General features: G+C 55.0%; 17 protein-coding genes. 8 read left to right on the top strand and 9 right to left on the bottom strand.

Annotation, left to right across the window (positions count from 1 at the left end; all coding sequences use genetic code 11):
- Window positions 1–58: 58 nt before the first annotated feature.
- From ACZF99_RS06390 to ACZF99_RS06380, 3 genes are all read right to left on the bottom strand, one after another.
- Window positions 59–865, bottom strand: coding sequence for an MBL fold metallo-hydrolase (locus ACZF99_RS06390; protein ID WP_483610046.1), 807 nt, complete (start codon window positions 863–865; stop codon window positions 59–61).
- A 118-nt stretch (window positions 866–983) separates the two neighbouring features.
- A complete protein-coding gene (locus tag ACZF99_RS06385) occupies window positions 984–1,931 on the bottom strand; it encodes an anti-sigma factor (RefSeq protein ID WP_483610044.1) in 948 nt (315 codons plus the stop codon).
- On the bottom strand, window positions 1,909–2,517 hold the full coding sequence (locus ACZF99_RS06380; RefSeq protein WP_483610042.1) for an RNA polymerase sigma factor: 609 nt from the start codon (window positions 2,515–2,517) through the stop codon (window positions 1,909–1,911). The genes ACZF99_RS06385 and ACZF99_RS06380 overlap by 23 nt, the downstream gene beginning before the upstream one ends.
- 161 nt (window positions 2,518–2,678) lie before the next feature.
- Here ACZF99_RS06380 and ACZF99_RS06375 point away from each other — a divergent pair, with 161 nt between their 5' ends.
- The 5 genes from ACZF99_RS06375 (at window position 2,679) to ACZF99_RS06355 (ending at window position 9,030) form a co-directional block, all read left to right on the top strand.
- Window positions 2,679–3,836 (top strand): COG1470 family protein, encoded by a 1,158-nt coding sequence (locus ACZF99_RS06375; protein WP_483610040.1) that lies wholly within the window; start codon window positions 2,679–2,681, stop codon window positions 3,834–3,836.
- Between the two features lie 3 nt (window positions 3,837–3,839).
- Window positions 3,840–4,853, top strand: a complete 1,014-nt coding sequence (locus tag ACZF99_RS06370; protein WP_483610038.1) for an ABC transporter ATP-binding protein — start codon at window positions 3,840–3,842, stop codon at window positions 4,851–4,853.
- Complete coding sequence (locus ACZF99_RS06365; RefSeq protein ID WP_483610036.1) at window positions 4,850–5,947, top strand: ABC transporter permease; 1,098 nt, start codon at window positions 4,850–4,852, stop codon at window positions 5,945–5,947. The genes ACZF99_RS06370 and ACZF99_RS06365 overlap by 4 nt, the downstream gene beginning before the upstream one ends.
- A gap of 393 nt (window positions 5,948–6,340) precedes the next feature.
- Entirely contained in the window at window positions 6,341–7,531 is a 1,191-nt protein-coding gene (locus ACZF99_RS06360) for an IS4 family transposase (RefSeq protein ID WP_483610034.1), read from the top strand.
- 308 nt (window positions 7,532–7,839) lie between these two features.
- Complete coding sequence (locus ACZF99_RS06355) at window positions 7,840–9,030, top strand: IS4 family transposase (RefSeq protein ID WP_483606373.1); 1,191 nt, start codon at window positions 7,840–7,842, stop codon at window positions 9,028–9,030.
- Window positions 9,031–9,617: 587 nt separating this feature from the next.
- Here the strand turns inward: ACZF99_RS06355 and ACZF99_RS06350 are convergent.
- From ACZF99_RS06350 to bglX, 3 genes are all read right to left on the bottom strand, one after another.
- A complete protein-coding gene (locus ACZF99_RS06350) occupies window positions 9,618–10,583 on the bottom strand; it encodes a LacI family DNA-binding transcriptional regulator (protein WP_483610032.1) in 966 nt (321 codons plus the stop codon).
- A 218-nt stretch (window positions 10,584–10,801) separates the two neighbouring features.
- On the bottom strand, window positions 10,802–14,152 hold the full coding sequence (locus ACZF99_RS06345; RefSeq protein ID WP_483610030.1) for a GH36-type glycosyl hydrolase domain-containing protein: 3,351 nt from the start codon (window positions 14,150–14,152) through the stop codon (window positions 10,802–10,804).
- Window positions 14,153–14,182: 30 nt separating this feature from the next.
- Window positions 14,183–16,345 (bottom strand): beta-glucosidase BglX, encoded by a 2,163-nt coding sequence (gene bglX / locus ACZF99_RS06340; RefSeq protein ID WP_483610028.1) that lies wholly within the window; start codon window positions 16,343–16,345, stop codon window positions 14,183–14,185.
- Window positions 16,346–16,820: 475 nt separating this feature from the next.
- On the opposite strand from bglX, the gene ACZF99_RS06335 reads away from it, so the two are divergent.
- The 3 genes from ACZF99_RS06335 to ACZF99_RS06325 all read left to right on the top strand — a co-directional run bounded on the left by ACZF99_RS06335 (window position 16,821) and on the right by ACZF99_RS06325 (window position 19,948).
- A complete protein-coding gene (locus ACZF99_RS06335) occupies window positions 16,821–18,101 on the top strand; it encodes a sugar ABC transporter substrate-binding protein (RefSeq protein ID WP_483610026.1) in 1,281 nt (426 codons plus the stop codon).
- Window positions 18,102–18,205: 104 nt separating this feature from the next.
- Entirely contained in the window at window positions 18,206–19,093 is an 888-nt protein-coding gene (locus ACZF99_RS06330) for a carbohydrate ABC transporter permease (protein WP_483610024.1), read from the top strand.
- 24 nt (window positions 19,094–19,117) lie between these two features.
- Window positions 19,118–19,948, top strand: coding sequence for a carbohydrate ABC transporter permease (locus ACZF99_RS06325; protein ID WP_483610022.1), 831 nt, complete (start codon window positions 19,118–19,120; stop codon window positions 19,946–19,948).
- A 285-nt stretch (window positions 19,949–20,233) separates the two neighbouring features.
- Here the strand turns inward: ACZF99_RS06325 and ACZF99_RS06320 are convergent, their stop codons facing one another.
- The 3 genes from ACZF99_RS06320 to ACZF99_RS06310 all read right to left on the bottom strand — a co-directional run bounded on the left by ACZF99_RS06320 (window position 20,234) and on the right by ACZF99_RS06310 (window position 22,826).
- A complete protein-coding gene (locus tag ACZF99_RS06320) occupies window positions 20,234–21,298 on the bottom strand; it encodes a sulfate/molybdate ABC transporter ATP-binding protein (RefSeq protein WP_483610020.1) in 1,065 nt (354 codons plus the stop codon).
- A gap of 290 nt (window positions 21,299–21,588) precedes the next feature.
- A complete protein-coding gene (locus ACZF99_RS06315; protein ID WP_483610018.1) occupies window positions 21,589–22,188 on the bottom strand; it encodes a TetR/AcrR family transcriptional regulator in 600 nt (199 codons plus the stop codon).
- Between the two features lie 5 nt (window positions 22,189–22,193).
- Entirely contained in the window at window positions 22,194–22,826 is a 633-nt protein-coding gene (locus ACZF99_RS06310) for a YigZ family protein (RefSeq protein ID WP_483610016.1), read from the bottom strand.
- Window positions 22,827–22,848: the final 22 nt, after the last annotated feature.

The following is a 22,848-nucleotide window of genomic DNA, read 5'->3' as shown; positions in this document are numbered from 1 at the left end:
TGAACTTCCTCAGTTAGTTTTTTTGCATAAAATCGGGTTCTCGGACACCACTCCCCCATCACTCCCCCGCCTGCAGCGGTACCCTCATCCCCGTCGCGGCAAACGTCACGCCTTCCGGCAACCCGTAATCGCGGCGGAGGTCGATGTCGTGCGACAGATGCGTAAACACCGTCCGAGCCGGGCGGATTTCGCGCAGCAGCTCGAGCGCTTCCTTCACATCGTACACCGACCGGGTCGCGAACTCCGCCGTTTCATGAAAGAAGCTCGTGCCCAGCACCAGCAAATCCAGACCGAACAGCGGACGTTTCTGTTGCTCGGGCAAATCGATCGAATCGGAGCAGTAAGCCCAAGCGAAGCCGTCCTTTTCCAGCCGGTAGGCGTAGGAAAACCCGTTTTTGCCGTGAAACACTTTCCATGCGCGAATCCGCCACCCCGCCAGCTCGATGCCTTCGTCGCCGACCGCGTGCAGGTCCAAATGACTGCGCAGCCATGGGTACTGGCGAAGGATCGTATCCAGCACCTCCTGCGGCGCATACAGTTGTCCCCGTTTCTCCAGCCAGCGGCAGGCGTCCGCCCATTCGGGCAAGCCCCCGATATGATCGAAGTGGGCGTGCGTAATCAGTACATGTTCCGCATATCGCTGCCCCCGCCGCTCCATGCCGGAACGCCAATCCGGTCCGCAATCGATCAGGAAGCCGCCTTCGTCGCTGTCGGCCTCACTTTCGCCTTCACCCTCGACCGAGACCAAAGCGCGGTACCTTCGGTTCACTCCGGAGGTTCGCGCTTCCGCGCAAACCTCGCAATCGCAATACACCCTGGGGACCCCCATCGCGTCCCCGGTGCCGATAAACTCTAGCCGTTCCATGCAGAATTGTCTCCCTCCTGACGAGCCGTTTGTCTATTTTTCACGAGACGTATCCCGCCGCAACAACCGCCTATGCGAGATTCCGGAAGATTCCCCGAACCTCCGTTTCTTGACCTGCTTACCGTCCCAACAAATCCAACGAAATCGAATTCGGTCCCCGGTTGACTTCCGGCGCGCCATACGCCGGTTCGATCGTCAGTTCCAGACTGTCGTCGACATTAAGCGTCCGGTCCTTGACGTAAAGATGCGCCCGGTTGGCGTTGTATTTCAGCAGTCCCAAGCTGTCGCGCGCGCCCTCCTTCACGATCCATACCCGGATCGTCTGGCCCTTGTCCGGGACGAGCCCGCCGACCAGCATCAGCATTTCCCGGGTGGCCGCATTGTACCATACCATCCCTTTCTCCGGCTGCAAGCGGCCCATGGCGATCGGGTAAGAGATCGTATCCGGCTTGGACAGCACCGGCAGCGCCTCCGGCTCGTAGGTTTGCACATAGCGGTCCCAACTGGCCTCGGGTTGGTTCAGGTGGACCAGAGCATGCCCCATGCCCGCCAATATCATGAGAGCCGCCGCCAACGACACGGTCCACTTCCAACGAACCGTCAGCAGCCGCAACGCCCGGCGTCGCCATCCGATGCCTCTTACCCGGCGGCGCAGACTGCGGCGAATCCGCTCGGAAGGAACCGCGTCCGCCCACGGGTCGGAGCGCTGCACAGAAAGAGTTGCGGCATGCGTTCCCGGTTCGGGGTCCGGTTTCGGTCCCGAGCCCGACATCCGCTCCGCTGACACAATGGGCGTCTGCTCCGACCTACCGGCGGCCGACATCGCCGGCAGGACCGGCAAGGCACCGTCCTCGCCGCCAATCCCCAAAACAGCGGCCCAATCCGATTTCCGCTTCAGGCAGAGCGCACAGTGATCCAGATGCTGCGCCATTTCCGAACGCTTCGTCGCCGACAGCGTGCCAAGCAACCAATCGATCCACTCCTGTTCGGAATACATCCGGACGCAGACGGCCTCATGGTCCGGCTCACCGAACTTGCGATACTTATCGCCGGCTTGATCGTTCATGCTCGTTCCCTCCTTCCAGCGGTTCTCCCCAACCTTGTTTTTCCAGCTGCTTCCGCAGATTATTCAATCCGTAGCGCACCCAGGACTTCACGGTACCGATCGGCACGCTCCAGGCTTCGGCCATTTCGCGCTGGGTCTGCAGGGCGAAATAGGAGCCCATGATCGCCTTTCTTTGCGGCTCCGGCAGCGTATATATCGCCGTGCGGAGCGCCTCCCGCTCCAGCCGCGACAAGGCTTCGTTTTCGCCGGTGCCGTCTTCGTCCGCCGCATCCCGGCGCAGCGCCTCGTCGCCCGGATACCGCAGCCGCGCTTTGCGCCGCAAGCGGTCCAAGCTGCGGCTGCGGGTCATGACCGCCAGCCAGGCTTTGATCGAACCGCGCGACGGATCGTAATCCTCCCCGCGCCGCAGCACCTCCAAAAACACCTCATGGCAAATATCTTCGGCCTCCATCCGCTCCCCGACCAGACGGCCGGCCACCTGCATGACAAAAGGAGAATAACAGGCGTAAAACGCGTCGAATGCCTGTACCGAACCGTGGCACATTTCGCGCAGGCGCCTGGTCATCTCTTCATTTTGCAGGTCCATGTTTGTCCCTCCCGCAACGTTTCTCCTCTTCTCATCTCCCGTTTTATCAAAAACCGATTCGCTTGAAAACCCCCAAAAATTTTTTGGGCCGAATAAATCCAAGGCGTGGTTTCGTGCGTACCCTTGATGAACCATCATTATTTTCATAGGGGGAACAAGAGATGCTTCAAACCTATCGAAAAGCGGCGTGCATGCTGCTCATTCTGGTCATGGCCCTCGGCGGCGCAATAGCCGGGGTCGGCAAAGCTTCGGCGGCGGGCTCGCTGGAGCTGTACACGCCTTATCTTGAATGGTCCGCGGCGCCGGGCGAATCCGTGTCTTATACGATCGATCTCGTCAATCATGGCGGCAGCACCGCTTCGGCCAACCTCTCTCTGGAGACGCAAAGCAAGGATTGGAATTACGAATTGACCGCAGGCGGGCGCGAGGTATCGCGGTTGGCGGTGAAGGCCGGCGAAACGCAAACCTTCAATCTCGACCTCGACGTGCCGCTGCAAATCAACAAAGGCCGCTACGTGTTCAACCTCAAAGCGGATGATGCCGCATTGCCGCTCGTCGTCAACGTTTCGGAGCAAGGCACCTTCAAAACCGAACTGACCTTGGATCAGGCCAACATGGAAGGCCATTCCGACTCCACGTTCACGTACAGTGCGGTGCTGCGCAACCGGACGACGCAAAAACAGACCTATGCCTTCAGCGCGCAAGCCGAGCAAGGCTGGGACGTCCGCTTTAAAGCCGACGGCAACAGCGTGACTTCGGTTGAGGTCGAGCCGAACGCCGAGAAGACGATTACGATTGAAGTCAAGCCGCCGGAGCAAATCAAAGCCGGTACGTACGAAATCCCGATTGCGGCAACGAGCGGCGATACCACGGCCAACGCCAAAATCGAAGCCGTTGTGACCGGGACGTACGACATGAAATTTTCTACAACCGACGACCGGCTTAGCACAGACGTAGGGGCGGGTTCCGAACGCAAGTTGACCTTCGCGGTCCAAAATACCGGCTCCGCCGAGCTGCAGGATCTCTCCTTCTCGTCGTCCGCCCCGACGGATTGGGAAGTGTCCTTTGAGCCTTCGTCGATCACGACGATTGCGCCGGGCGAAAGCAAACAGGTTCAGGCCACGATCAAGTCGAGCAAAAAATCGCTTCCGGGGGACTACGTGGTTAGCCTGACGGCCTCCTCCGCGAACAAAAGCGCAAACGCCGATCTGCGGGTTACCGTGAAATCGTCCGTATTATGGGGATGGGTGGGGGTTCTCATCATACTGGCCGTTTGCGGAGGCATCTACTACTTGTTCCGGAAATACGGGAGAAGATAATCCATGGTTACGGAAACCGGCATGACTTCTACCCCATCGGCCACCGGCGAACGTCCGGTCGTTGAGCTGATGCAACTGACGAAAAAGTATGGAGAGGCCACCGCCGTCGACCATCTGAACTTGAGCATTGCCCGCGGGGAAATCTTCGGTTTGCTCGGTCCTAACGGCGCGGGAAAAACAACGACGATCCTGATGATGCTGGGGCTGACCGAACCGACCTCGGGGCATGCGCGAATCTGCGGTTTCGATCCGACGCGCGAGGCCCTTAAGGTCAAGCGGAAGGTAGGTTACCTGCCCGATGACGTCGGGTTCTATGAGGACCGGACGGCGCTGGATAATCTCGTCTACACGGCACGGCTGAACGGCGTATCGGAACAAGAGGCCCTGCAGCGCGCCAAAGCCCTTCTGGAGAAAACCGGACTTGTGGACAACGCCGGCAAAAAGGTCGGGGCATTCTCTCGCGGGATGCGGCAGCGCCTGGGTTTGGCCGACGTGCTGATCAAAAATCCGGAGGTCATCATCCTCGACGAGCCTACGCTCGGGATCGACCCCGAAGGGGTGCGGGAGCTGCTCGCCCTCATCTCTTCGCTGAGCCGCGACGAAAAGTTGACGGTGCTGCTGTCCTCGCACCACCTGCACCAGGTGCAGCAAATTTGCGACCGCGTCGGCTTATTCGTCCAAGGCCGGTTGATCGCCTCCGGCGACATCCGCTCCTTGTCCAAACAGCTGGACGCGGACGGCAACGTCTATGTCGAAGTTGGCGCCAAAGGCTGGACGGAAGAGTTGGCACGGCGTATCTCCGGTTTGGAAGGCGTCCGCGACATCCGCTACCCGAATCAAGACGACGACGAGCTTGAGCGGGGCGTAACCGCAACCGTGGTATGCGAACGCGACCTTACCGCGAAAATTGCCGAGGCCGTGATTCACGAAGATGCGGAGCTCGTGTACATCCGCCGGAAGGAATACGGGCTAGACGACATTTATCATCGCTATTTCGAAAGAAGGGGTGAGCAATGATGCAGCCAAACAAAACGGCCGACAGCCGCTCGTTAAAAGAACGGCTTCGCCTGGACGAGTGGCGGGAGCGCGCTGGCAAGCTGTGGGCGGAGTTGCGTCCCGCCGGCGAAGCGGATCGGCCCCGGGAACGCTCGTCTTCCTCCTTTTGGGTGATGGTGCAGAAAGAAATCGGCGACCATTTGAGCAGTTGGCGGTTCGGAATCCTGATGGGCATCATCGTGCTGGCCTGCATCGGCTCGATTTATTCGGCCGTCTCGGCCATTCGGTCGGGCGGCAGCGGGGCTGACGGCGGAGCGGGCGATACGTTCCTGTTCCTGAAAATGTACACCTTGACCAGTTCCGCTCTGGCGGTTCCTTCCTTCGCCACGTTCCTGTCCTGGTTGGGACCGCTGATCGGCATCACGCTTGGTTTCGACGCCGTTAACTCCGAACGGAATAAAGGAACGCTGGGGCGCCTGCTGTCGCAGCCGATTTACCGCGATGACTTCATCAAAGCGAAGTTCGTCTCCGCTTTGGTCATGATCGCTGTCGTCGTGTTTTCGCTAGGCCTGCTCGTGATGGGGCTTGGATTGTTTACGATCGGCTATCCGCCGACGCCCGAGGAGTTTGCCCGCATCCTCATCTTTCTGCTGATTGCGGTGGTCTATATCGGCTTCTGGCTGTGCCTATCGATTCTGTTTTCGATCCGCTTCCGGCAGGCGGCGACGTCGGCGCTATCGTCCATCGCCATTTGGCTGTTCTTTACGATCTTCTACAGCATGATCATCAATATGATCGACAGCGCGACGGCCGTCTCGCAGATGGCCGCGCCGGAAGCGCAGCTTCGGCAGATGAACCTCGTGCTGACGCTGAACCGCCTGTCTCCGACGGAGCTGTTCTCCGAGACGATCACGACGATGCTCTCGCCCGGCGTCCGTGCTTTGGGGCCGCTGACGATGGATCAGCTCGTCGGGGCGATTGCCAGCCCCTTGTCGCTCGGCCAAAGCCTGCTGCTGATCTGGCCGCAGCTGACCGGCTTGCTCGCCGCCACGATGATCTGCTTCGGCCTGTCCTACGTCCTGTTCATGCGTCAGGAAGTACGGTCGAGAATATAAGCCGGATAGGGAGAGAGAGACGTTGTTGTCCGGACGTAAAAAAGCCGCTGACTGAGCTCAGCGGCTTTGGTTTGTTCGGTTTTTAGCGGCGGCGACCCCGGATTTGCCAGGCAATGACGGCAGGGCCTGCGGCTGCCTCCCCACCGAAAAAATAGCGTTACTTTTTCACCTTATTTCCTCTCCTTCGCCCAATTTGAGCGGAATAGAGTGAATTTATCACCTTATGTTACTCCAACTGCCCGCATTTCCCCCAATCTCCGAGCAATAGCGTTACTTTTTCACCTTATTTCCACAGGCGTTGCATTAAAATTCGCAGACAAAAAAGAAGACATCTCCTATTGTTGAGTTACCCACGCGTTATCCATAAAACGCCTCAACAATAAGGAGATGACTATGGATAACGTACCGAATCAAACCGTCATTTGTCAATGTCTGAAACTGTTAAATGTGGATTCTTCCCGGGATGCAACTTTAGACTATCGGTCTCGGAAATTATTTGTCGGCGCTTCGACGCTCTTGTTTATCGAAGCTCAGTTGCACCAGCGCAGTTCTTACAAAGTCATGTCAGAGCATTTAGCCGCCAATCGCGAATTTCAGAAACTGCTGAAACTCGAAAGCATAAGTGCTGCCCAGCTATCGCGGAAAATGAAGCGGCTGCCTATGGCCAACCTTCAAACCCTTTTTTTCTCGATCATCGAGCAAATCAAGCAAAGAACAAAGGATTTAAAAGGGATGACTCCTGGCATAGGTAAGCTCAAACTCATCGATTCGACGGGGATTACCTTGCCGCCTATTCTCGCGAAATGGTGCTACTGCTCAGAGACGAATCATGGCGTGAAGATGCACACTTCCTTGGTTGTCATGGATTCCAAAACCATGTATCCGGACAAAATCATCGCTTCCACCAAGGACGTCGCGGACCATGAAGTGGCTCTGGAATTTACGATCGCCAAAGACGCGACTTACGTGATGGATCGCGGCTACCAAGTATATAAGCATTTTCAGAAATGGCTAAAGGACAAAATCAAGTTTGTCTGCCGCGTCAAGGAAAATAGCCGACTAACGGTCATCCGAGAAAGGGAACTGCCCAAAAGACAGAAGGGATTCATCCGAGATGCCGACGTGAAACTTCCGGACTTTCCCGGGATCTTTCGCTTAATCGAGTTTTGCGATGACCAGAAGCGAACCTATTGTCTTGTAACGAATCGCTTCGACTTGTCTGCGCACCAAATCGCTGAGGTTTACCGAAATCGCTGGCATATCGAGTTGTTTTTCAAGTGGGTCAAACAGCATATTCGATTGGTCAAACCGCATGGTTATACGCCCGAAGCGATATGGAACCAAATGTATATTGCTTTGATCGCCTATGCGTTATGTTTACTTGTTAAACTAACTCTGAACTGTAAGAAATCAGCGTGGGATCTGCTCCAACTGATGCGAATCTATGCGGAAAAACCATGGGACGATTTTTTAGTAGCGATCTACCGCAAGCCAACGCGAACATCGAAGGGACGACCTAAGCGAAATGGTAGGCCCCCGAAAAAGGCAACGAAGTCAATGGAGCCGAAACTGATCGTACGCTAATGACAAATGAAAATTAAAAAAAATGGATAACTCGTGGATCTATTCCCCCTTAGCCATTTTAGTTTATCCAGAGGAAACAAAGATGTAAAAATATTCATTTTATTGATATCAATTCAATTCTATCGTGACGAAAATTACTTAATGCAACGCTAGTGCCTTATTTCCTCACCATCGCCCAATTTGAGCGGAATAGAGTGAATTTATCCACTAGCGTTGCATTAAAATTCGCAGACAAAAAAGAAGACATCTCCTATTGTTGAGTTAACCACGCGTTATCCATAAAACGCCTCAACAATAAGGAGATGACTATGGATAACGTACCGAATCAAACCGTCATTTGTCAATGTCTGAAACTGTTAAATGTGGATTCTTCCCGGGATGCAACTTTAGACTATCGGTCTCGGAAATTATTTGTCGGCGCTTCGACGCTCTTGTTTATCGAAGCTCAGTTGCACCAGCGCAGTTCTTACAAGGTCATGTCAGAGCATTTAGCCGCCAATCGCGAATTTCAGAAACTGCTGAAACTCGAAAGCATAAGTGCTGCCCAGTTATCGCGGAAAATGAAGCGGCTGCCTATGGCCAACCTTCAAACCCTTTTTTTCTCGATCATCGAGCAAATCAAGCAAAGAACAAAGGATTTAAAAGGGGTGACTCCTGGCATGGGTAGGCTCAAACTCATCGATTCGACGGGGATTACCTTGCCGCCTATTCTCGCGAAATGGTGCTACTGCTCAGAGACGAATCATGGCGTGAAGATGCACACTTCCTTGGTTGTCATGGATTCCAAAACCATGTATCCGGACAAAATCATCGCTTCCACCAAGGACGTCGCGGACCATGAAGTGGCTCTGGAATTTACGATCGCCAAAGACGCGACTTACGTGATGGATCGCGGCTACCAAGTATATAAGCATTTTCAGAAATGGCTAAAGGACAAAATCAAGTTTGTCTGCCGCGTCAAGGAAAATAGCCGACTAACGGTCATCCGAGAAAGGGAACTGCCCAAAAGACAGAAGGGATTCATCCGAGATGCCGACGTGAAACTTCCGGACTTTCCCGGGATCTTTCGCTTAATCGAGTTTTGCGATGACCAGAAGCGAACCTATTGTCTTGTAACGAATCGCTTCGACTTGTCTGCGCACCAAATCGCTGAGGTTTACCGAAATCGCTGGCATATCGAGTTGTTTTTCAAGTGGGTCAAACAGCATATTCGATTGGTCAAACCGCATGGTTATACGCCCGAAGCGATATGGAACCAAATGTATATTGCTTTGATCGCCTATGCGTTATGTTTACTTGTTAAACTAACTCTGAACTGTAAGAAATCAGCGTGGGATCTGCTCCAACTGATGCGAATCTATGCGGAAAAACCATGGGACGATTTTTTAGTAGCGATCTACCGCAAGCCAACGCGAACATCGAAGGGACGACCTAAGCGAAATGGTAGGCCCCCGAAAAAGGCAACGAAGTCAATGGAGCCGAAACTGATCGTACGCTAATGACAAATGAAAATTAAAAAAATGGATAACTCGTGGATCTATTCCCCCTTAGCCATTTTAGTTTATCCAGAGGAAACAAAGATGTAAAAATATTCATTTTATTGATATCAATTCAATTCTATCGTGACGAAAATTACTTAATGCAACGCTAGTGGAATTTATCACCTTATGTTACTCCAACTGCCCGCATTTCTCCCAATCTCCGAGCATTAGCGTTATTTTTTCACCTTATTTCCTCACCATCGCCCAATTTGAGCGGAATAGAGTGAATTTATCACCTTATGTTACTCCAAGTGCCTGCATTTCGCCTAATCGCCGAGCAATAGCGTTACATTTTCACCTTATTTCCTCACCATCGCCCAATTTGCTCGAAATAGAGTGATTCTATCACCTTATGTTACTCCAACTGCCCGCATTTCCCCCAATCTCCGAGCAATAGCGTTACTTTTTCACCTTATTTCCCCACCTTCTCCCAATTTGAGCGGAATAGAGTGAATTTATCACCTTATGTTACTCCAACTGCCCGCATTTCTCCCAATCTCCGAGCATTAGCGTTACCCTTATTCCCTCCCGCAGCGCCGCCGGGCTTATGCTTTGCCCACCGAATCCCCATGGATCAGTGTCACGTAGACCCGTTCATGCTCGACCGGCTCGCCGGCCAGCACCTTCAGCAACTGCTCGGAGGCAAGCGCCCCCCATTTGCGTTTGGAATAATCGATCGTAGCCAGACGCGGCACGATATATTCGGCCAGCTCGATGTTATCGAAGCCGATGACGTGGAGATCTTTCCCGATCATGTAGTCGGTACGTTTCACCGCATTGCAGAGACCGATCGCCATCTCGTCGTTCAGGCAAAATACGCCTACCGGGGACGTATACTCCCCCAGAATCCGTTGGGCCGCCCGTTCCCCGGCGTCCTTGTTGAAGTTTCCTTCGATTTCGGTCAGCTCCACCCCGTCGAAACGGGCGACCGTCTGTCTCACCGCTTTCAACCGCTGCTTCGAGTCATACGAGCCCTTGGGTCCGGTGACGACGTAAAGCTTGCGATGCCCCTGTTCGATCAGGTGCTCGATGGCCAAGGCGGCTCCCGCCTTGTTGTCCAGCAGGACCTGATTGATGTTCGGATGGCCGAGTTCGCGGTCAAGCACCACGATTTTATGTCCGAGATCGGCGTATTTGAGCAGTTCCTGGCTGGAGAATGTCTCGTCCAAAATAATCGCCCCGTCCACCATACGCTCCGGCAGCAGGCGATGGGATTGCTTGCCGCTGCACACGACCATGTCGTACCCCTTATGGTTCAGCACTTCTTTGACGCCTTGCAGCAGATCGCCGTAAAAAGCGCCGCTGAAGTCGGTCAAATACACGCCGATGATTTTCGACTCCCGGGTTTTTAAGGAGCGTGCGGCAGCATTGGGCACATAATTCAATTGTTCGGCGATCGCCAGAATTCTTGCGCTCGTCTCGTCGGTAATTTTCGGACTCCCGTTCAACGCGTAGGATACCGTGGAGATGGAGACTCCGGCTTGTTTGGCAATGTCCTTAATGCTAACCACAAAAATTACTCTCCTTATCGGTATTTCAAAAAGTTGTCTTCCTCTCACGAGGAGACGCAGGATGCGGTTTCGACGTCGAATCTTGAATTCAGCCGGGAACTCCGTTGCTCACGTAGGTTTTGCCTACGCTCCGCTACTCCTTCCCTAAGCTTCATCCAACCTTCTCGGTGTGGGAAACCCCACTTTTTGAATGCTCATCTTACTCGGTATTTCAAAGTTTACATAAAGATTTCGACAACGTTATGATCATTCGACCCGGATGCCGCAAAATCCTGCCGGCTGACGCGAACGCCGCCGCTGCGGTAATATCCGGGGTTCTCCCGGACCGGGACCTCGCTGCCGTTGATCCGCACCCGCAGGCCCTCGCCCTTCATGCGGTAAATGAAGGTCGTCGGAACGCCCATCCAGGCGAAGTCGAACCGCAGCCCGTCCAAATGCGGCGGCAGCACGGGATCGATGACCAGGTCATTCCCCTCGCGGCGGATGCCCAGACAGTTGGAGATCAACTGGTTCATATAGATTCCGGGGCCGCTGGAGTAGATGCGCCAGCCGCCTTTTACCGGCACCTTCCCATGGCGCAGTTCATCGAACCGCTCCTCCGCCTGGTAACGGGTGGCGAATTTACCGTCCGAGCTGCTGAAGTAGACGTTGCTCTGCCGCAGTTCGGCGTTTGGCACGACGTCCTTCAGCCCGACCGGATTGATCTTATGCAGTCCATTCCAAGCCTCCTCGACTTTGCCCAGCTTGGCCATCGCTTCGATGAAGCGGATATGGGCATGGACATACTGCAGCCCGATTTCGCGCCCGAAGTTGGACGCCTGCTCCGCCCGCTTAAAATGCGTGCTGACGCCGCCCCGGTATTTCGCCGGCCGGTCCATCAGGCGCACGCCGTCGGGATGGTACAACCGCTCCTTAATGACGCCGTAGTGCGCTTCCGCCTGCTCGGCGGTCAGCAGCTCGGCGATCATGCTGCGCGTCATCGGCAGCAAGCGGTAGCGGATTCCCGTTTTCGTATCCGTCGGATGCAGCATCAGTTCGGCTTGGCCCGGTTGTTCCATGTACACAAACCCGGGAATGACCTCCGTGCCCAGCATGAATTGGTTGAAATCGCGTTTGATGCCCTCCGACAGCTCCGCCAGTTCCTCGGCCCAGCCCCGTTCCTCTTCCGGCAACGCCTCCGCCAGCCGGCGGAACGTCTGATACGTCAGCGCCACCGTCCAACTGCTGATCATGTAGCGCTTAAGCTGAGCGTTGGCCGGTTGTAGCGTATCGTCCCAGTCCCCGTCGCCATAGGAAGACAAATACGTGTCGTGCAGGAAATGGCCGCGGATGTAGTCGATCTCCTTCTTGGCATGCTCGCGGATCGTTGCCGGTTTCACGGACGGCTCAAAACTTCCTTTCATCGTGTACGGCACCTGCTCGTCCAGCAGCCCGAAATCCCCGGTCGCGGTCAGGTAATCGCCCAGCACTTTCAACGGCCAGACGATGATGTCGCCGTGGCTCTCCTCCTGCTGAATCCGAGCGTAACGGTCGAACATAAACCACTGCGGCCAGTTCCCGTCCTCCTCATATTGGTGGGCATACACCGTCTTCAGGATGTCCTTGACCACTTCGTATTTTTGCGTCGCCAAAAAATATTCCGCCGGTCCCTGGCAAACGTCGCGCGTCCCCCACGCCGCCCCGCCGTATTGCTCCAATCCGTGCGGTACCGAGAAGTGGACCAGCATATTGTGCGTATACCACCAGGCCAGCGCGTTCAGCTTCTGCAGCTCCTTCGCCCCTGGGGCCGTTTCCTCCTCCTGGGATAACCGAAAGCCGTTCATCACCCGGCTCAAAAACTCGCGATACCGCGCGGTTTCCTCCTGCACTTCGCGAATGGCGGGCTGCGGTTCCCCGCCGTGCAGCAAACCTTGTACCGTCAGTGTCCAATCACTGCACGGCTGCGTTTCCAGCACCACCAGCGATGAGCTGCCCGGCGCCGCCCCCGGAGCCAACCGGCTTTCGTCAAACACTTCAAAGTCCGTTCCCGCCAAATGCATCCGATAGGCCAAGTCCGGATAAACCGAAGCCGACAACGCCGCGCCGTCAGCCCGGAACGTCAGCGTGGCTTCCTTCCGCTCCATCCGGTACGGGAGCTGGAACTCAAGATCATTCATCACGACCTGATTCGTCACCAAATAGCGGTACGCCTTCCTCTTGGCAGAAACGACGCGCAGCGCCATTTCCGGGGCCTTCGCAGCCGTATAGTTCGTTACGACAATCGTATCCTCCGCCGTCTTATAGGTCCAACGCGCATAGTTAAAGCCCATTTCTAACATGGAAGGCATCGTCAGCAGGCGGTAAACCCCGTCCAGCTCCACGTAAATCCGCTGCCCGGATGCTTTGGAGACGTTCAGCGCGTTGCGGACGTTCGAAACCAGCTTGTGGTACGAGGTATTGCCGACTACGATTTGCGAATTAAAGACGCCGTACATATAGGAAGTTGTCGTAAGGACCTCGCCGCTGACCCGGTCGTTCTCCCCGGACATTAGGATCATGCCGTGCGGCCGCTCCACCCGGAGCTCCTTTTCCTTCATCACGACATGCTCGTGCGTATCCGTGAAGAAGGACAACAGTTGCTCGCCTTCACGTTCCTCATGATGACGATGGGGGAATAATGCCTCGATTTCGGCTTTTTCCATCGGTACCGTCGACAGCGGTTCTCCGAACCCGCGGGCTCTGGTTACCGGAACAACCGCCTCTCCCGCGCTTGCAGCCGCCGCCTCCGCCTTGCGCCACGCTTCCTCGATCAACTCCTCGTATTCCAGCGCCTCGATTGCTGCGGGATGGTCTTCCCGAATCCATCCGTAGAATACGAACCGCGCCGAGCCGGACAAGAGTTGCCGCGGTGTCTGCAAGGCGGCGTACGCAAATTCGTATTGATAGATTTCGCTGGCCAGGTCCTGTCGCGCCAACGCTTCGGGACGGTCGGTTTCCTTGTAAGACAATCCGAAAAACTGAAAGCCGTCGGTCGAATAACCGGTGGTTCCGGTTAGCGCCCCTTGCTGCAGATACGGAAACTTCCCGTGCTGCGGCTGGTTTTGACGCGAGCAAATGACCATCCCGCGCCGCTCATGGCGAAATACCGCATGGTCGATGTATTGAGACAAATACGCTTCATTGCTGCGTACCGCCCCCGGAGAGGCAATCCCGATATCCTGACCGTAAATCACGTCGATCTCGAAAGAAGTTTGCCCTTTCAGGTGAACGTCCCAGAACCAGGCCCCACTCGGGTCCAGCGTTAAAACGACCCTGTATCGGATCCCTTCCGTCTCGCCATCCCAAACGGCCGCGCTCGCCCCGATATTCAGCCGGCTGTTCGAACGAATGCCAAGCAAGGGAATCGCCCGAATCCCCTCGGGACGGTGCAGCCGCAGATACAGATTGTTCAGCGACCCCTCCACCGGACCGGTTAACAATTGATTGATCAGGATATCGCGGTATTTCATTTCGTACACATCGCCGCTATTCCATATCGTAAAGGCCAAATCCCCGGCTTGAAGAATTTTTTTCGGCTCCGTAGCTGTCAAACGTGTCCACTCCTTTTGTACTTTGGGTTTCTATAGTTCCAAAACGAAAGGTAAGCCCGCAGCATCCCGGCTGTTCGAGCCGACATAGGCGATAAACTCGCCCGGATCGCTGGTATACGACAAATCGCCATGGTAATAACACAGCTGCTGCTCCGTCAGTTCGAAGGCTACTTCACGGGTTTCCCCCGGCTGCAGCAGGATTTTGCGAAAATCCTTCAGTTCTTTCACCGGCCGAACCACATCCCCCGCCATATCGCGAACATACAGCTGCACCGTCTCCTCGGCCGCTGCGTCTCCGGCGTTGGTTACGTTGACCTTGAGCGTCAGCGGACGGTCCGGCGTCATGACTCCGGACGACAGCTGCGGTTCGCCGTAAACGAACGTGGTGTAGCTTAATCCGAAACCAAACGGGTAAAGCGGTTCGTTAGGCATGTCCAGATATTGGGAAACGTATCTTACCTGAGCGTCCGGCGCCCCTTTCGGACGGCCGGTGTTGAAATGGTTGTAATAGACCGGGATTTGCCCCGCCGCATAGGGAAAAGACATCGTCAGCCGCCCCGAAGGCAGCACGTCGCCAAACAGCAGGTCCGCAATCGCGTTGCCGCCTTCGCTGCCCGGGAACCAGGCCTCGAGCACGGCATCGGCACGATCCGCCACGCCGTGCAAGTCCAGCGGCCGGCCGTTGAACAACACGGCCGCCATCGGCTTGCCCAGCTCGGCGAGTCGGCTGATCAGCGCCAACTGGGCTAGCGGCAGCCGGATATCTCCCCGGCACCCCGCTTCCCCGCTCATCTCCGAGCTTTCGCCCAGCGCCAGCACGATCACGTCCGCGCCGGCCGCTGCGGCAAGCGCCTCCTCAAGCCGGCGCTCATCGCCTTCCTCGATGCCGCAGCCCTCGGCGATGGCGATCCGATCGGCGCCGACCTTCGCGGCGATACCGTCATAGAGACGAACCGCCGCATCGGTCGAGCCCTGCCATGACCACGGTCCAAGAATGTCGCCGCTTTGGGCAAACGGCCCGATCAGCGCAATCGATTGGTCCCGCCGAAGCGGCAGCACCCCTTCGTTTTTCAGCAGGACGCAGGATTTCGCCGCCAATTCCCGCGAAACGGCCCGATGTTCCGCACAAAAGACGATTTCCGCTTCCCGCTCCGGATCGGCGCCGCGATAAGGGTTGTCAAATAGCCCGAGTTTATGCTTCAATTGCAGGATCCGCAGTACGGACTCGTCAATCCGCCCTTCCTCGATAACTCCGGATTCCACCAGCTCCGCCAAATGCTTCATATAACAAGTCGTCATCATTTCGATATCGATGCCCGCTTCGATGGAGCGCCGGGCCGCTTCCTTCTCGTTCGCGGCGGCGCCGTGCGGAATCAATTCCTTCACGGCCCCCCAATCCGAGATGATCACCCCGTCAAAGCCCCATTCCTCGCGAAGCAGCCGGCGCAGCAGGCGCGAATTTCCGGTCGCCGGCACCCCGTCCACCGTGTTAAACGCCGCCATGACCATTTCGCAGCCCTCGTCCAGCGCGGCCTTGTACGCCGGCAAATAAAATTCGCGCAGTTGCCGCTCCGACAAATCGACGGTGTTGTAATCGCGCCCGCCCTCTACGGCCCCATAGGCCGCGAAATGCTTCACGCATGCGGCCACCCGGCTCGGATCGGTGCGCAAATCGCGGCCTTGGAAGCCGCGGACGAACGCCCGCGCGAATTGGCTATTCAAATGCGGATCTTCGCCGGTCGACTCCATTACCCGGCCCCATCGGGGATCGCGTACCAGGTCGGCCATTGGCGCAAATGTGACATGGACTCCCGAAACCGCGGCTTCCCTGGCGGCGATTTCGGCGCTTCGCTCGGCCAGTTCCAGATCCCACGAGCATCCGATGGCCAACGGCACGGGGAAGATCGTTTTAAATCCGTGAATGATGTCGGCCATCATTAAAAGCGGGATCCCCAAACGGTTTTTCCGCAAATGAGCCTTCTGGACGTTGATCGCTTCCTGAGCTCCGGATAACCCAAGGACCGAGCCCGTATTACGCACCGTCTCCTCGGATACGCCCAACTCTTGCATCGGTCCGGTAATTTCCCCCTCCGTCCGGGCGCCTTCGAAAAACGGCACCGCCAACTGCAGCAGCTGATCGATTTTTTCCGCAAGGGTCATCCGGCTGAGGTAACTGTCTACGAGTTGCTGCATGAATTGTCCCCACCTTTTTAGAATTAAACAAAGTCGTCTTAGTTTTCCATTGAAACGTTTCGATTATCAGAATAAATGGATTATATATCGAATCGAAGAATCCGTCAATTTGGGTTGAATGCGATTACAAAATTTATAGAAACGTTTCTATTATGTCAATTTAACCACACCGAGCCGATTTTATGAACCCAAAAAAATCTATTGAATACGATTACATTCTGTTTTATAATGAATCGAAACGTTTCACTCGGTTCTCCAAATCCGTGAATCGAGTTCTTGTTTTCCTGATTCGAAACGTTTCAACAGTAAAGATACCGATTTTCGGTAGCAACCAGTTAGGACAAGGGGACGATTTTGATTCGCAGAGAAGGAGGTGTTGCCCGTCCGACAGGCCGGCTCATCGCGTTTTGCATAAAAACTCTTGGAAAAGTCTCATATTACTTACAGCTATCTTCTTAAAGAAAGGACGATCCTTATGTGGAAAAAAACAGCAACAACCCTGCTTGCCAGCTCGCTGGTGCTCACCGGCCTTCTTGCCGGCTGCGGTGCGAACGATAACGCCGCAAATGGCGGCAACGGCAATACCGGCGCAAACGGCGGCGGTAACCAACAAGTGGAAATCAGCGTATGGGCGATGGGCGACGAAGCCAAATCGCTACCGCAAATCGCCGACGATTTCATGAAAGAGAATCCGAACATCAAGGTCGATGTTCAGGCCCTTCCTTGGGGGAATGCGCACGACAAATTGCTGACGGCGGTCGCTTCGAAGAAAGGTCCGGACGTCATCCAAATGGGAACGACCTGGATCCCCGAGTTTGCGAATGCCGGCGCGCTGCTCGATCTGACTTCCTTGGTGGACAAGTATCCGGAGTTTAAAGAAGATCAATTTTATGCGGGCGCCGTGAACACGACCAAATATGACGGCAAAATCGTCGGCATTCCTTGGTACACCGAAACCCGGGTGCTCTTCTACCGGACCGATCTGTTGAAAGAGGTCGGTTATGATCAAGCGCCGAAAACCTGGGACGAGCTGCGCGACGCGGCCAAAAAGCTGGCCGACCGCGGCCAGGGCAAATACGGCATCAGCATCGATATGAACGAGCAGTCGCTGTCGTTTATGTTCGCCCGCCAGAACGGCTCCAAGCTGCTGGACGACCAGAACAAACCGTTGTTCAACCAGCCGGAGTTCGTGCAAGCCGTCGAGTATCTGAACGGTTTCTTTAAGGACGGTTCGGCACCGGTCGACCTCGGTTTGGATGCGGTGCAAGGACTTGGCGGCGAGGGCGTCGTTCCGATGTTCATCAGCGGCCCTTGGATGATCAACACGATCAAGACGCAAGCGCCGGATCTGGAAGGCAAATGGGCGGTTGCTCCGCTGCCGGCCAAAGAAAACAACATCTCCGCGCTGGGCGGTTCCGATTTGTCGGTGTTCCAATATACCAAACACCAGGACGAAGCTTTGAAGTTTATCCAATACATGAGCAAGCCGGAGACGCAGATCAAATGGATGCAGTTAACCAAATCGCTGCCGACCAACTTAAAAGCTTGGGAAGACCCTTCCCTGAAGGACGATCCGAACTATCAGGCGCTCCAGGAACAGTTGGAGCATTCCGAACCAATGCCGCTGCTTACCACTTGGGAGCAGATCGCCCAAACTTATTTAAAGAGCTTTGAACGTATCGTCCGCGGCGGCGCGGATGTTCAAAAAGAGATGGATGCGTTTAACGCTGAAGCCGAGAAAATTCTCAGCAAGTAAACCAAAAGAACCGCGATACCCCTAGGTCCGCCGGGCCATTCGGCTTCCCGGCGGACCGGCGGTAGCGTTGGCCAAGATGCGCCCAACAAAGGAAGTGAACCGATATGAAAGGCTTATCGCAAAAAAACGCGCCTTACCTGTTCATTGCGCCAACCCTGATTTTGCTGGCGCTCTTTTCGCTGCTTCCGATCGCCATCGCGCTCGTCATCAGCTTCACCGACATGGATATGGCCGGGTTGGCCGATTATTCGAACATCGGCTTTATCGGCTTCGATAACTACAAGGAAGTGCTGCAGGACCCTTCTTTCCGAAATGCCATTTTTAACACCTTGTTTTATGTCATCATCGGCGTGCCGCTTGTCATCGTCATTTCCCTGATGGTCGCCTTATTGATTAACTTCGGCCGAGCCCGTATCTTTAAAGCGTTTCGGGTTATTTTCTACATGCCGTCGGTTACGAACGTCGTGGCGGTCGCCGTCGTGTGGAGTTATTTGTACAACCCGTCGCTGGGGCTGCTCAACTATATTCTGAACTCGCTGGGGCTGGGGTCCGTGCCTTGGCTGCAGGATCCGGTTATGGCCAAGATCTCGCTGATCATTCTGGCCGTCTGGCGGGCAATCGGCCTGAACATGATCATATTTATCGCCGCCATCAAGGGGATTTCGAAGACGTATTACGAAGCGGCGCAAATCGATGGGGCCAGCGCTTGGCGACAAACCTGGTCGATCACGATCCCGCTGCTGCGTTTTGCCATCTTCTTCGTTTCGATTACGACGATGATCGGTTGGCTGCAGTTCTTCGAGGAACCGTTCGTTATGACCAAAGGCGGTCCGCTGGACGGAACGATGTCCGTGGCGTTGTTCATTTACAATAACGGCTTTCAATTCAGCAAATTCGGATATGCCGCGGCAGGGTCCTTTATCCTGTTCTTCGCCATTATCCTCATCACGCTTGTCCAATTCAAATTTCAAAACAAGGAAGCGGATGTCTGATGTCATCCCGGGAGGTGTATACGCATGGAAACCAGAACCTCCGGCGATAAAGCATTGCAATGGCTGGTCGGCATTCTGCTCGGCGCGATGGGCCTGCTCATGCTGCTGCCGTTTGTTTGGATGATCTTATCTTCGTTCAAGCCGGAAAGCGAAGTGGCGCAAATCCCGCCGACGCTGTGGCCGCAGCAATTTACGCTGGATAACTTCCGCGAGCTGTTCGAGAACATGCGGTTCGGCATATACTTGCGAAATACGTTGATCATCGTTGTTTTTTCCTTCCTCGGTCTGTTTCTGAACGCGCTGGCCGGGTTTGCTTTCGCCAAATATCGGTTTAAGGGCCGGGACGGTCTCTTCTATCTCGTGCTGGCCACCATGATGATTCCCGGCCAGGTCACGATGATTCCGGTCTATCTGATTCTGAACACGATGAGCCTGACCAATACGATGATCGGCATCGTGCTTCCGGGGCTGGTTGGCGCCTTCGGCATTTTCCTGTTCCGTCAGTTCATGTCGACGATCCCCGACGAGTTGCTGGAAGCAACCCGCCTGGACGGAGCCGGCGAATTCCGTATCTTCCTGCAGATCGCACTGCCCATTTCCAAATCGATATTGGCCGTACAAGGGATATTGACCTTCATTGGCGGTTGGAACAGCTTCCTATGGCCGCTCATCATCGCCAACGACGAGAAACTGTATACGCTGTCGGTCGGCCTGCAGTTGCTTAAAGGCCAATATGGCGGCGATTACGCTTTGCAGATGGCGGGGTCGGCGTTTATGGTCGTGCCGATCATCATCATCTTCATCATTTTCCAAAAACATATCATCGAAAACTATTCGATCTCGGGCATGAAATAAGCCGGTCCGATGGTCCCTTTCCGGCTCCCTTTCCGGCTCCCTTTACACGATTATCCCGTTTGATCAGGTTACAGCGGAAAGGAAAGCGGAACATAGGGCATTAACTTCCGATGCTGCATTCCCCGCAAAGGCAAATGCAGCCGCAAAGCCTGAAGGACGTCTTTTATCCACGCCCCCGCCTGCCTCCTGAACTAAAGGGATAATCGTGAAAAGGGGCAATCCGGGGCATAAACTCATACTTAAACAAGGGCACCGCCAATCGGATTGGCAGTGCCCTTGTTTGTATTAAATCATGACGCTCAGCGGATTTCGTTTCAGCGGATTTTCGAGAATCCAGCTCCGTTCATTGTCGAAGAGATAAGCGCGGTGCACCAGGACGCGAACCTCCTGGCCCGCTTTCAGCGTTTCCTTCTCCAAAGAGCGGAACGTCGTCAGCGTATGCCCGCCAACCTCCACCTCCACCAGCCACTCGCTGCCGCGGAAGTGCAGATGCTTCACTACGGCGGGAGCGGTCGCGGACAGCAGCGTAAACTCGTGTTCGGTGCCCACTTCGATGTACTCCGGGCGGATCAGGGCTTTCGTGTCCGGGCCTCCGCTTTCTTCCTCGAAGCCCTTCAGGTCGGCGGCACGCTCCACCAGCGTCGATTGCCCGATAAACGAGGCGACGAACGGAGTCTCCGGCTCCTTGTAAATATCCCAAGGCGTCCCTTTTTGCTCCAGTCGCCCCTGGTTGATAATCATGATCTCGTCGGCCACCTCAATCGCCTCATCCTGGTCATGGGTAACGAAAATAGAGGTGATGCCCACCCGCTCGATCAACTCGCGCAGCCACGAACGCAGCTCCTGGCGGATCTTGGCGTCGATCGCGGCAAACGGCTCATCCAGCAGCAGCAGTTGCGGCTGCGGCGCCAAAGCGCGGGCAAACGCGACCCGTTGGCGCTGCCCTCCCGACAGTTGATGGGGATAGCGGCTCTCGAAGCCCCGCAGCCCGGTCAGCTCGACCAATTCCATGACCCGCTCCCGGGTATCCGCCTTGGACACCTTCTTCACCTGCAGGCCGAAGGCAATATTATCGAATACGGTCATATGCTTAAAGAGGGCGTAGCTTTGGAAAACGAAGCCGATTCCGCGATCCTGCGGAGCCAGCTCGTTGACGCGCTGCCCATGGAACAGAATCTCCCCGCTATCCGGCTGCTCCAGACCCGCGAGCATGCGAAGAATCGACGTTTTGCCGCCGCCGCTCGGTCCCAGCAAGCCGATCAATTGCCCCTTTTCGATGCCAAAGCTGACATTCTGGACGGCATGGAAGCTGCCAAAATGCTTATCCAAATCCCGCACTTCTACATGCATGCCAAACCACACATCCCTTCCGGTCTAACTTCTATCATCTTCACCAATTCTGATTAATTTACTTGGATTTATCTATAAGAATAGATTACCAAACCGCATGCGTTCCGTCAATGCGCAAAAAGGGCGTAGCCAAGCGGTTTGAAGTGCTTTTTTCGCCGAATGACGAACAAAAAACCGGCCTATCCCAATAACCTTCTCCTCGGATCGACCGGTTTTGTCAATTAGTGTAATAAAGTGTTGATGCTATGATGATGTAATTGGATAAAGCGAGAAGCGAAAACAAAAACGCCTTATGACGTTACGCGGTGGTAAATGCTGTGGCTTAACATTTTGACGTGCGCGACAGCGGCCGGCTTAATCTCTTCAAAGGTCAGCCGATCCTGGATGTAGAAAGAGATAAATCCATGCATGCCCAAAAACATACTGAGCGGAAGAGACGGGTTGTTCTCCAGCGGATGCCTCTCCTCTTGCAAAAAGCTGCGGATGATGGACTCGAACATACTGAAGCATTTGGTCTGTTCGCTGCGACAGTACGCCAATATTTCTTCGTCCCGGAGCATAAACATGATCTCGTATTGATGCGGATGCTCCAAGCCGAACTTGATGAATTCCAGCATCAGTTGCTCCGTTTTGGTCAGTCCGTCGGCAGGCGGACGTTTGGTGACCTGCTCGCATAAATGGGTCAACGACTCGAAATCTTTCACCACAATGGCATAAAACAACTCGGCCTTTTCCTTGAAGTGATAATAAAGCGAGCCGTGGCTGTATCCCAAATGCTGACCGATGCTCCTCATGGAAATCCCGCGGTACCCTTTGGTGATGAACAAGTGCCGGGCCGCTTCCATAATTCTTTCTCTCGACAACTCCTGATCTACTGCTCTTCTTGCCATAGGCGTTATTCCCCTTCAATAAAATAAACCTTTTCACCTTCCGTCATCACGGCCTGCCCTCCCGTCAAATCGGTCATCCAATCCATGAAGGCTTGCGCCTCCGGATGAAGCGGCAGACAGCATAATGTCACCTTATCCGCAAACCCCGTATCTCCCGTACGGATGCCGCGGTTACGCAGTTCATTCTCTACCTTGCCCAGCCAGGTGTAATCCAGCTCCACGAACACTTCCTGATGAAGCACGCGAGTAATCGCTTCGCCCGCTTCAATCGCCGCGACGGCTCCGTCAGTATAGGCGCGAATCAGGCCGCCCGCCCCCAGCATAATGCCACCGAAATACCGGGTTACGACGATAGCGACGTTCTTGAGGCCCTGATGTTTGATCACCTCCAAAATCGGCTTGCCGGCCGTTCCGCTTGGCTCCCCGTCGTCCGATTGCTTCTGGATTTCGTCCCGTTCCCCGATCATGTACGCGGAACAGTTATGTGTGGCGTTCCAGTGCTTCTTCTTGATTTCCTCGATAAACTGAAGCGCATCGGCTTCGGTTTCCACCGGCTTCACGTGCCCGATAAACCTTGATTTCTTGATGACGATTTCTTGTTCTCCGGCTTGCCTGACCGTCTTGTACTTTTCCAGCATATGAGACCATCCTTATGAATGT

The sequence above is a fragment of the Paenibacillus sp. JL3B1040 genome, from assembly GCF_057063165.1.
The sequence above is the reverse complement of the archived record's forward strand: the minus strand, read 5'-3'. Positions and strand labels throughout refer to the sequence as shown.

Coding starts and splice junctions, on each gene's coding strand:
- ACZF99_RS06390 (WP_483610046.1), bottom strand. CDS start 865: ATGGAACGGCTAGAGTTTATCGGCACCGGGGACGCGATGGGGGTCCCC.
- ACZF99_RS06385 (WP_483610044.1), bottom strand. CDS start 1,931: ATGAACGATCAAGCCGGCGATAAGTATCGCAAGTTCGGTGAGCCGGAC.
- ACZF99_RS06380 (WP_483610042.1), bottom strand. CDS start 2,517: ATGGACCTGCAAAATGAAGAGATGACCAGGCGCCTGCGCGAAATGTGC.
- ACZF99_RS06375 (WP_483610040.1), top strand. CDS start 2,679: ATGCTTCAAACCTATCGAAAAGCGGCGTGCATGCTGCTCATTCTGGTC.
- ACZF99_RS06370 (WP_483610038.1), top strand. CDS start 3,840: ATGGTTACGGAAACCGGCATGACTTCTACCCCATCGGCCACCGGCGAA.
- ACZF99_RS06365 (WP_483610036.1), top strand. CDS start 4,850: ATGATGCAGCCAAACAAAACGGCCGACAGCCGCTCGTTAAAAGAACGG.
- ACZF99_RS06360 (WP_483610034.1), top strand. CDS start 6,341: ATGGATAACGTACCGAATCAAACCGTCATTTGTCAATGTCTGAAACTG.
- ACZF99_RS06355 (WP_483606373.1), top strand. CDS start 7,840: ATGGATAACGTACCGAATCAAACCGTCATTTGTCAATGTCTGAAACTG.
- bglX (WP_483610028.1), bottom strand. CDS start 16,345: ATGCAGCAACTCGTAGACAGTTACCTCAGCCGGATGACCCTTGCGGAA.
- ACZF99_RS06335 (WP_483610026.1), top strand. CDS start 16,821: ATGTGGAAAAAAACAGCAACAACCCTGCTTGCCAGCTCGCTGGTGCTC.
- ACZF99_RS06330 (WP_483610024.1), top strand. CDS start 18,206: ATGAAAGGCTTATCGCAAAAAAACGCGCCTTACCTGTTCATTGCGCCA.
- ACZF99_RS06325 (WP_483610022.1), top strand. CDS start 19,118: ATGGAAACCAGAACCTCCGGCGATAAAGCATTGCAATGGCTGGTCGGC.
- ACZF99_RS06320 (WP_483610020.1), bottom strand. CDS start 21,298: ATGCATGTAGAAGTGCGGGATTTGGATAAGCATTTTGGCAGCTTCCAT.
- ACZF99_RS06315 (WP_483610018.1), bottom strand. CDS start 22,188: ATGGCAAGAAGAGCAGTAGATCAGGAGTTGTCGAGAGAAAGAATTATG.
- ACZF99_RS06310 (WP_483610016.1), bottom strand. CDS start 22,826: ATGCTGGAAAAGTACAAGACGGTCAGGCAAGCCGGAGAACAAGAAATC.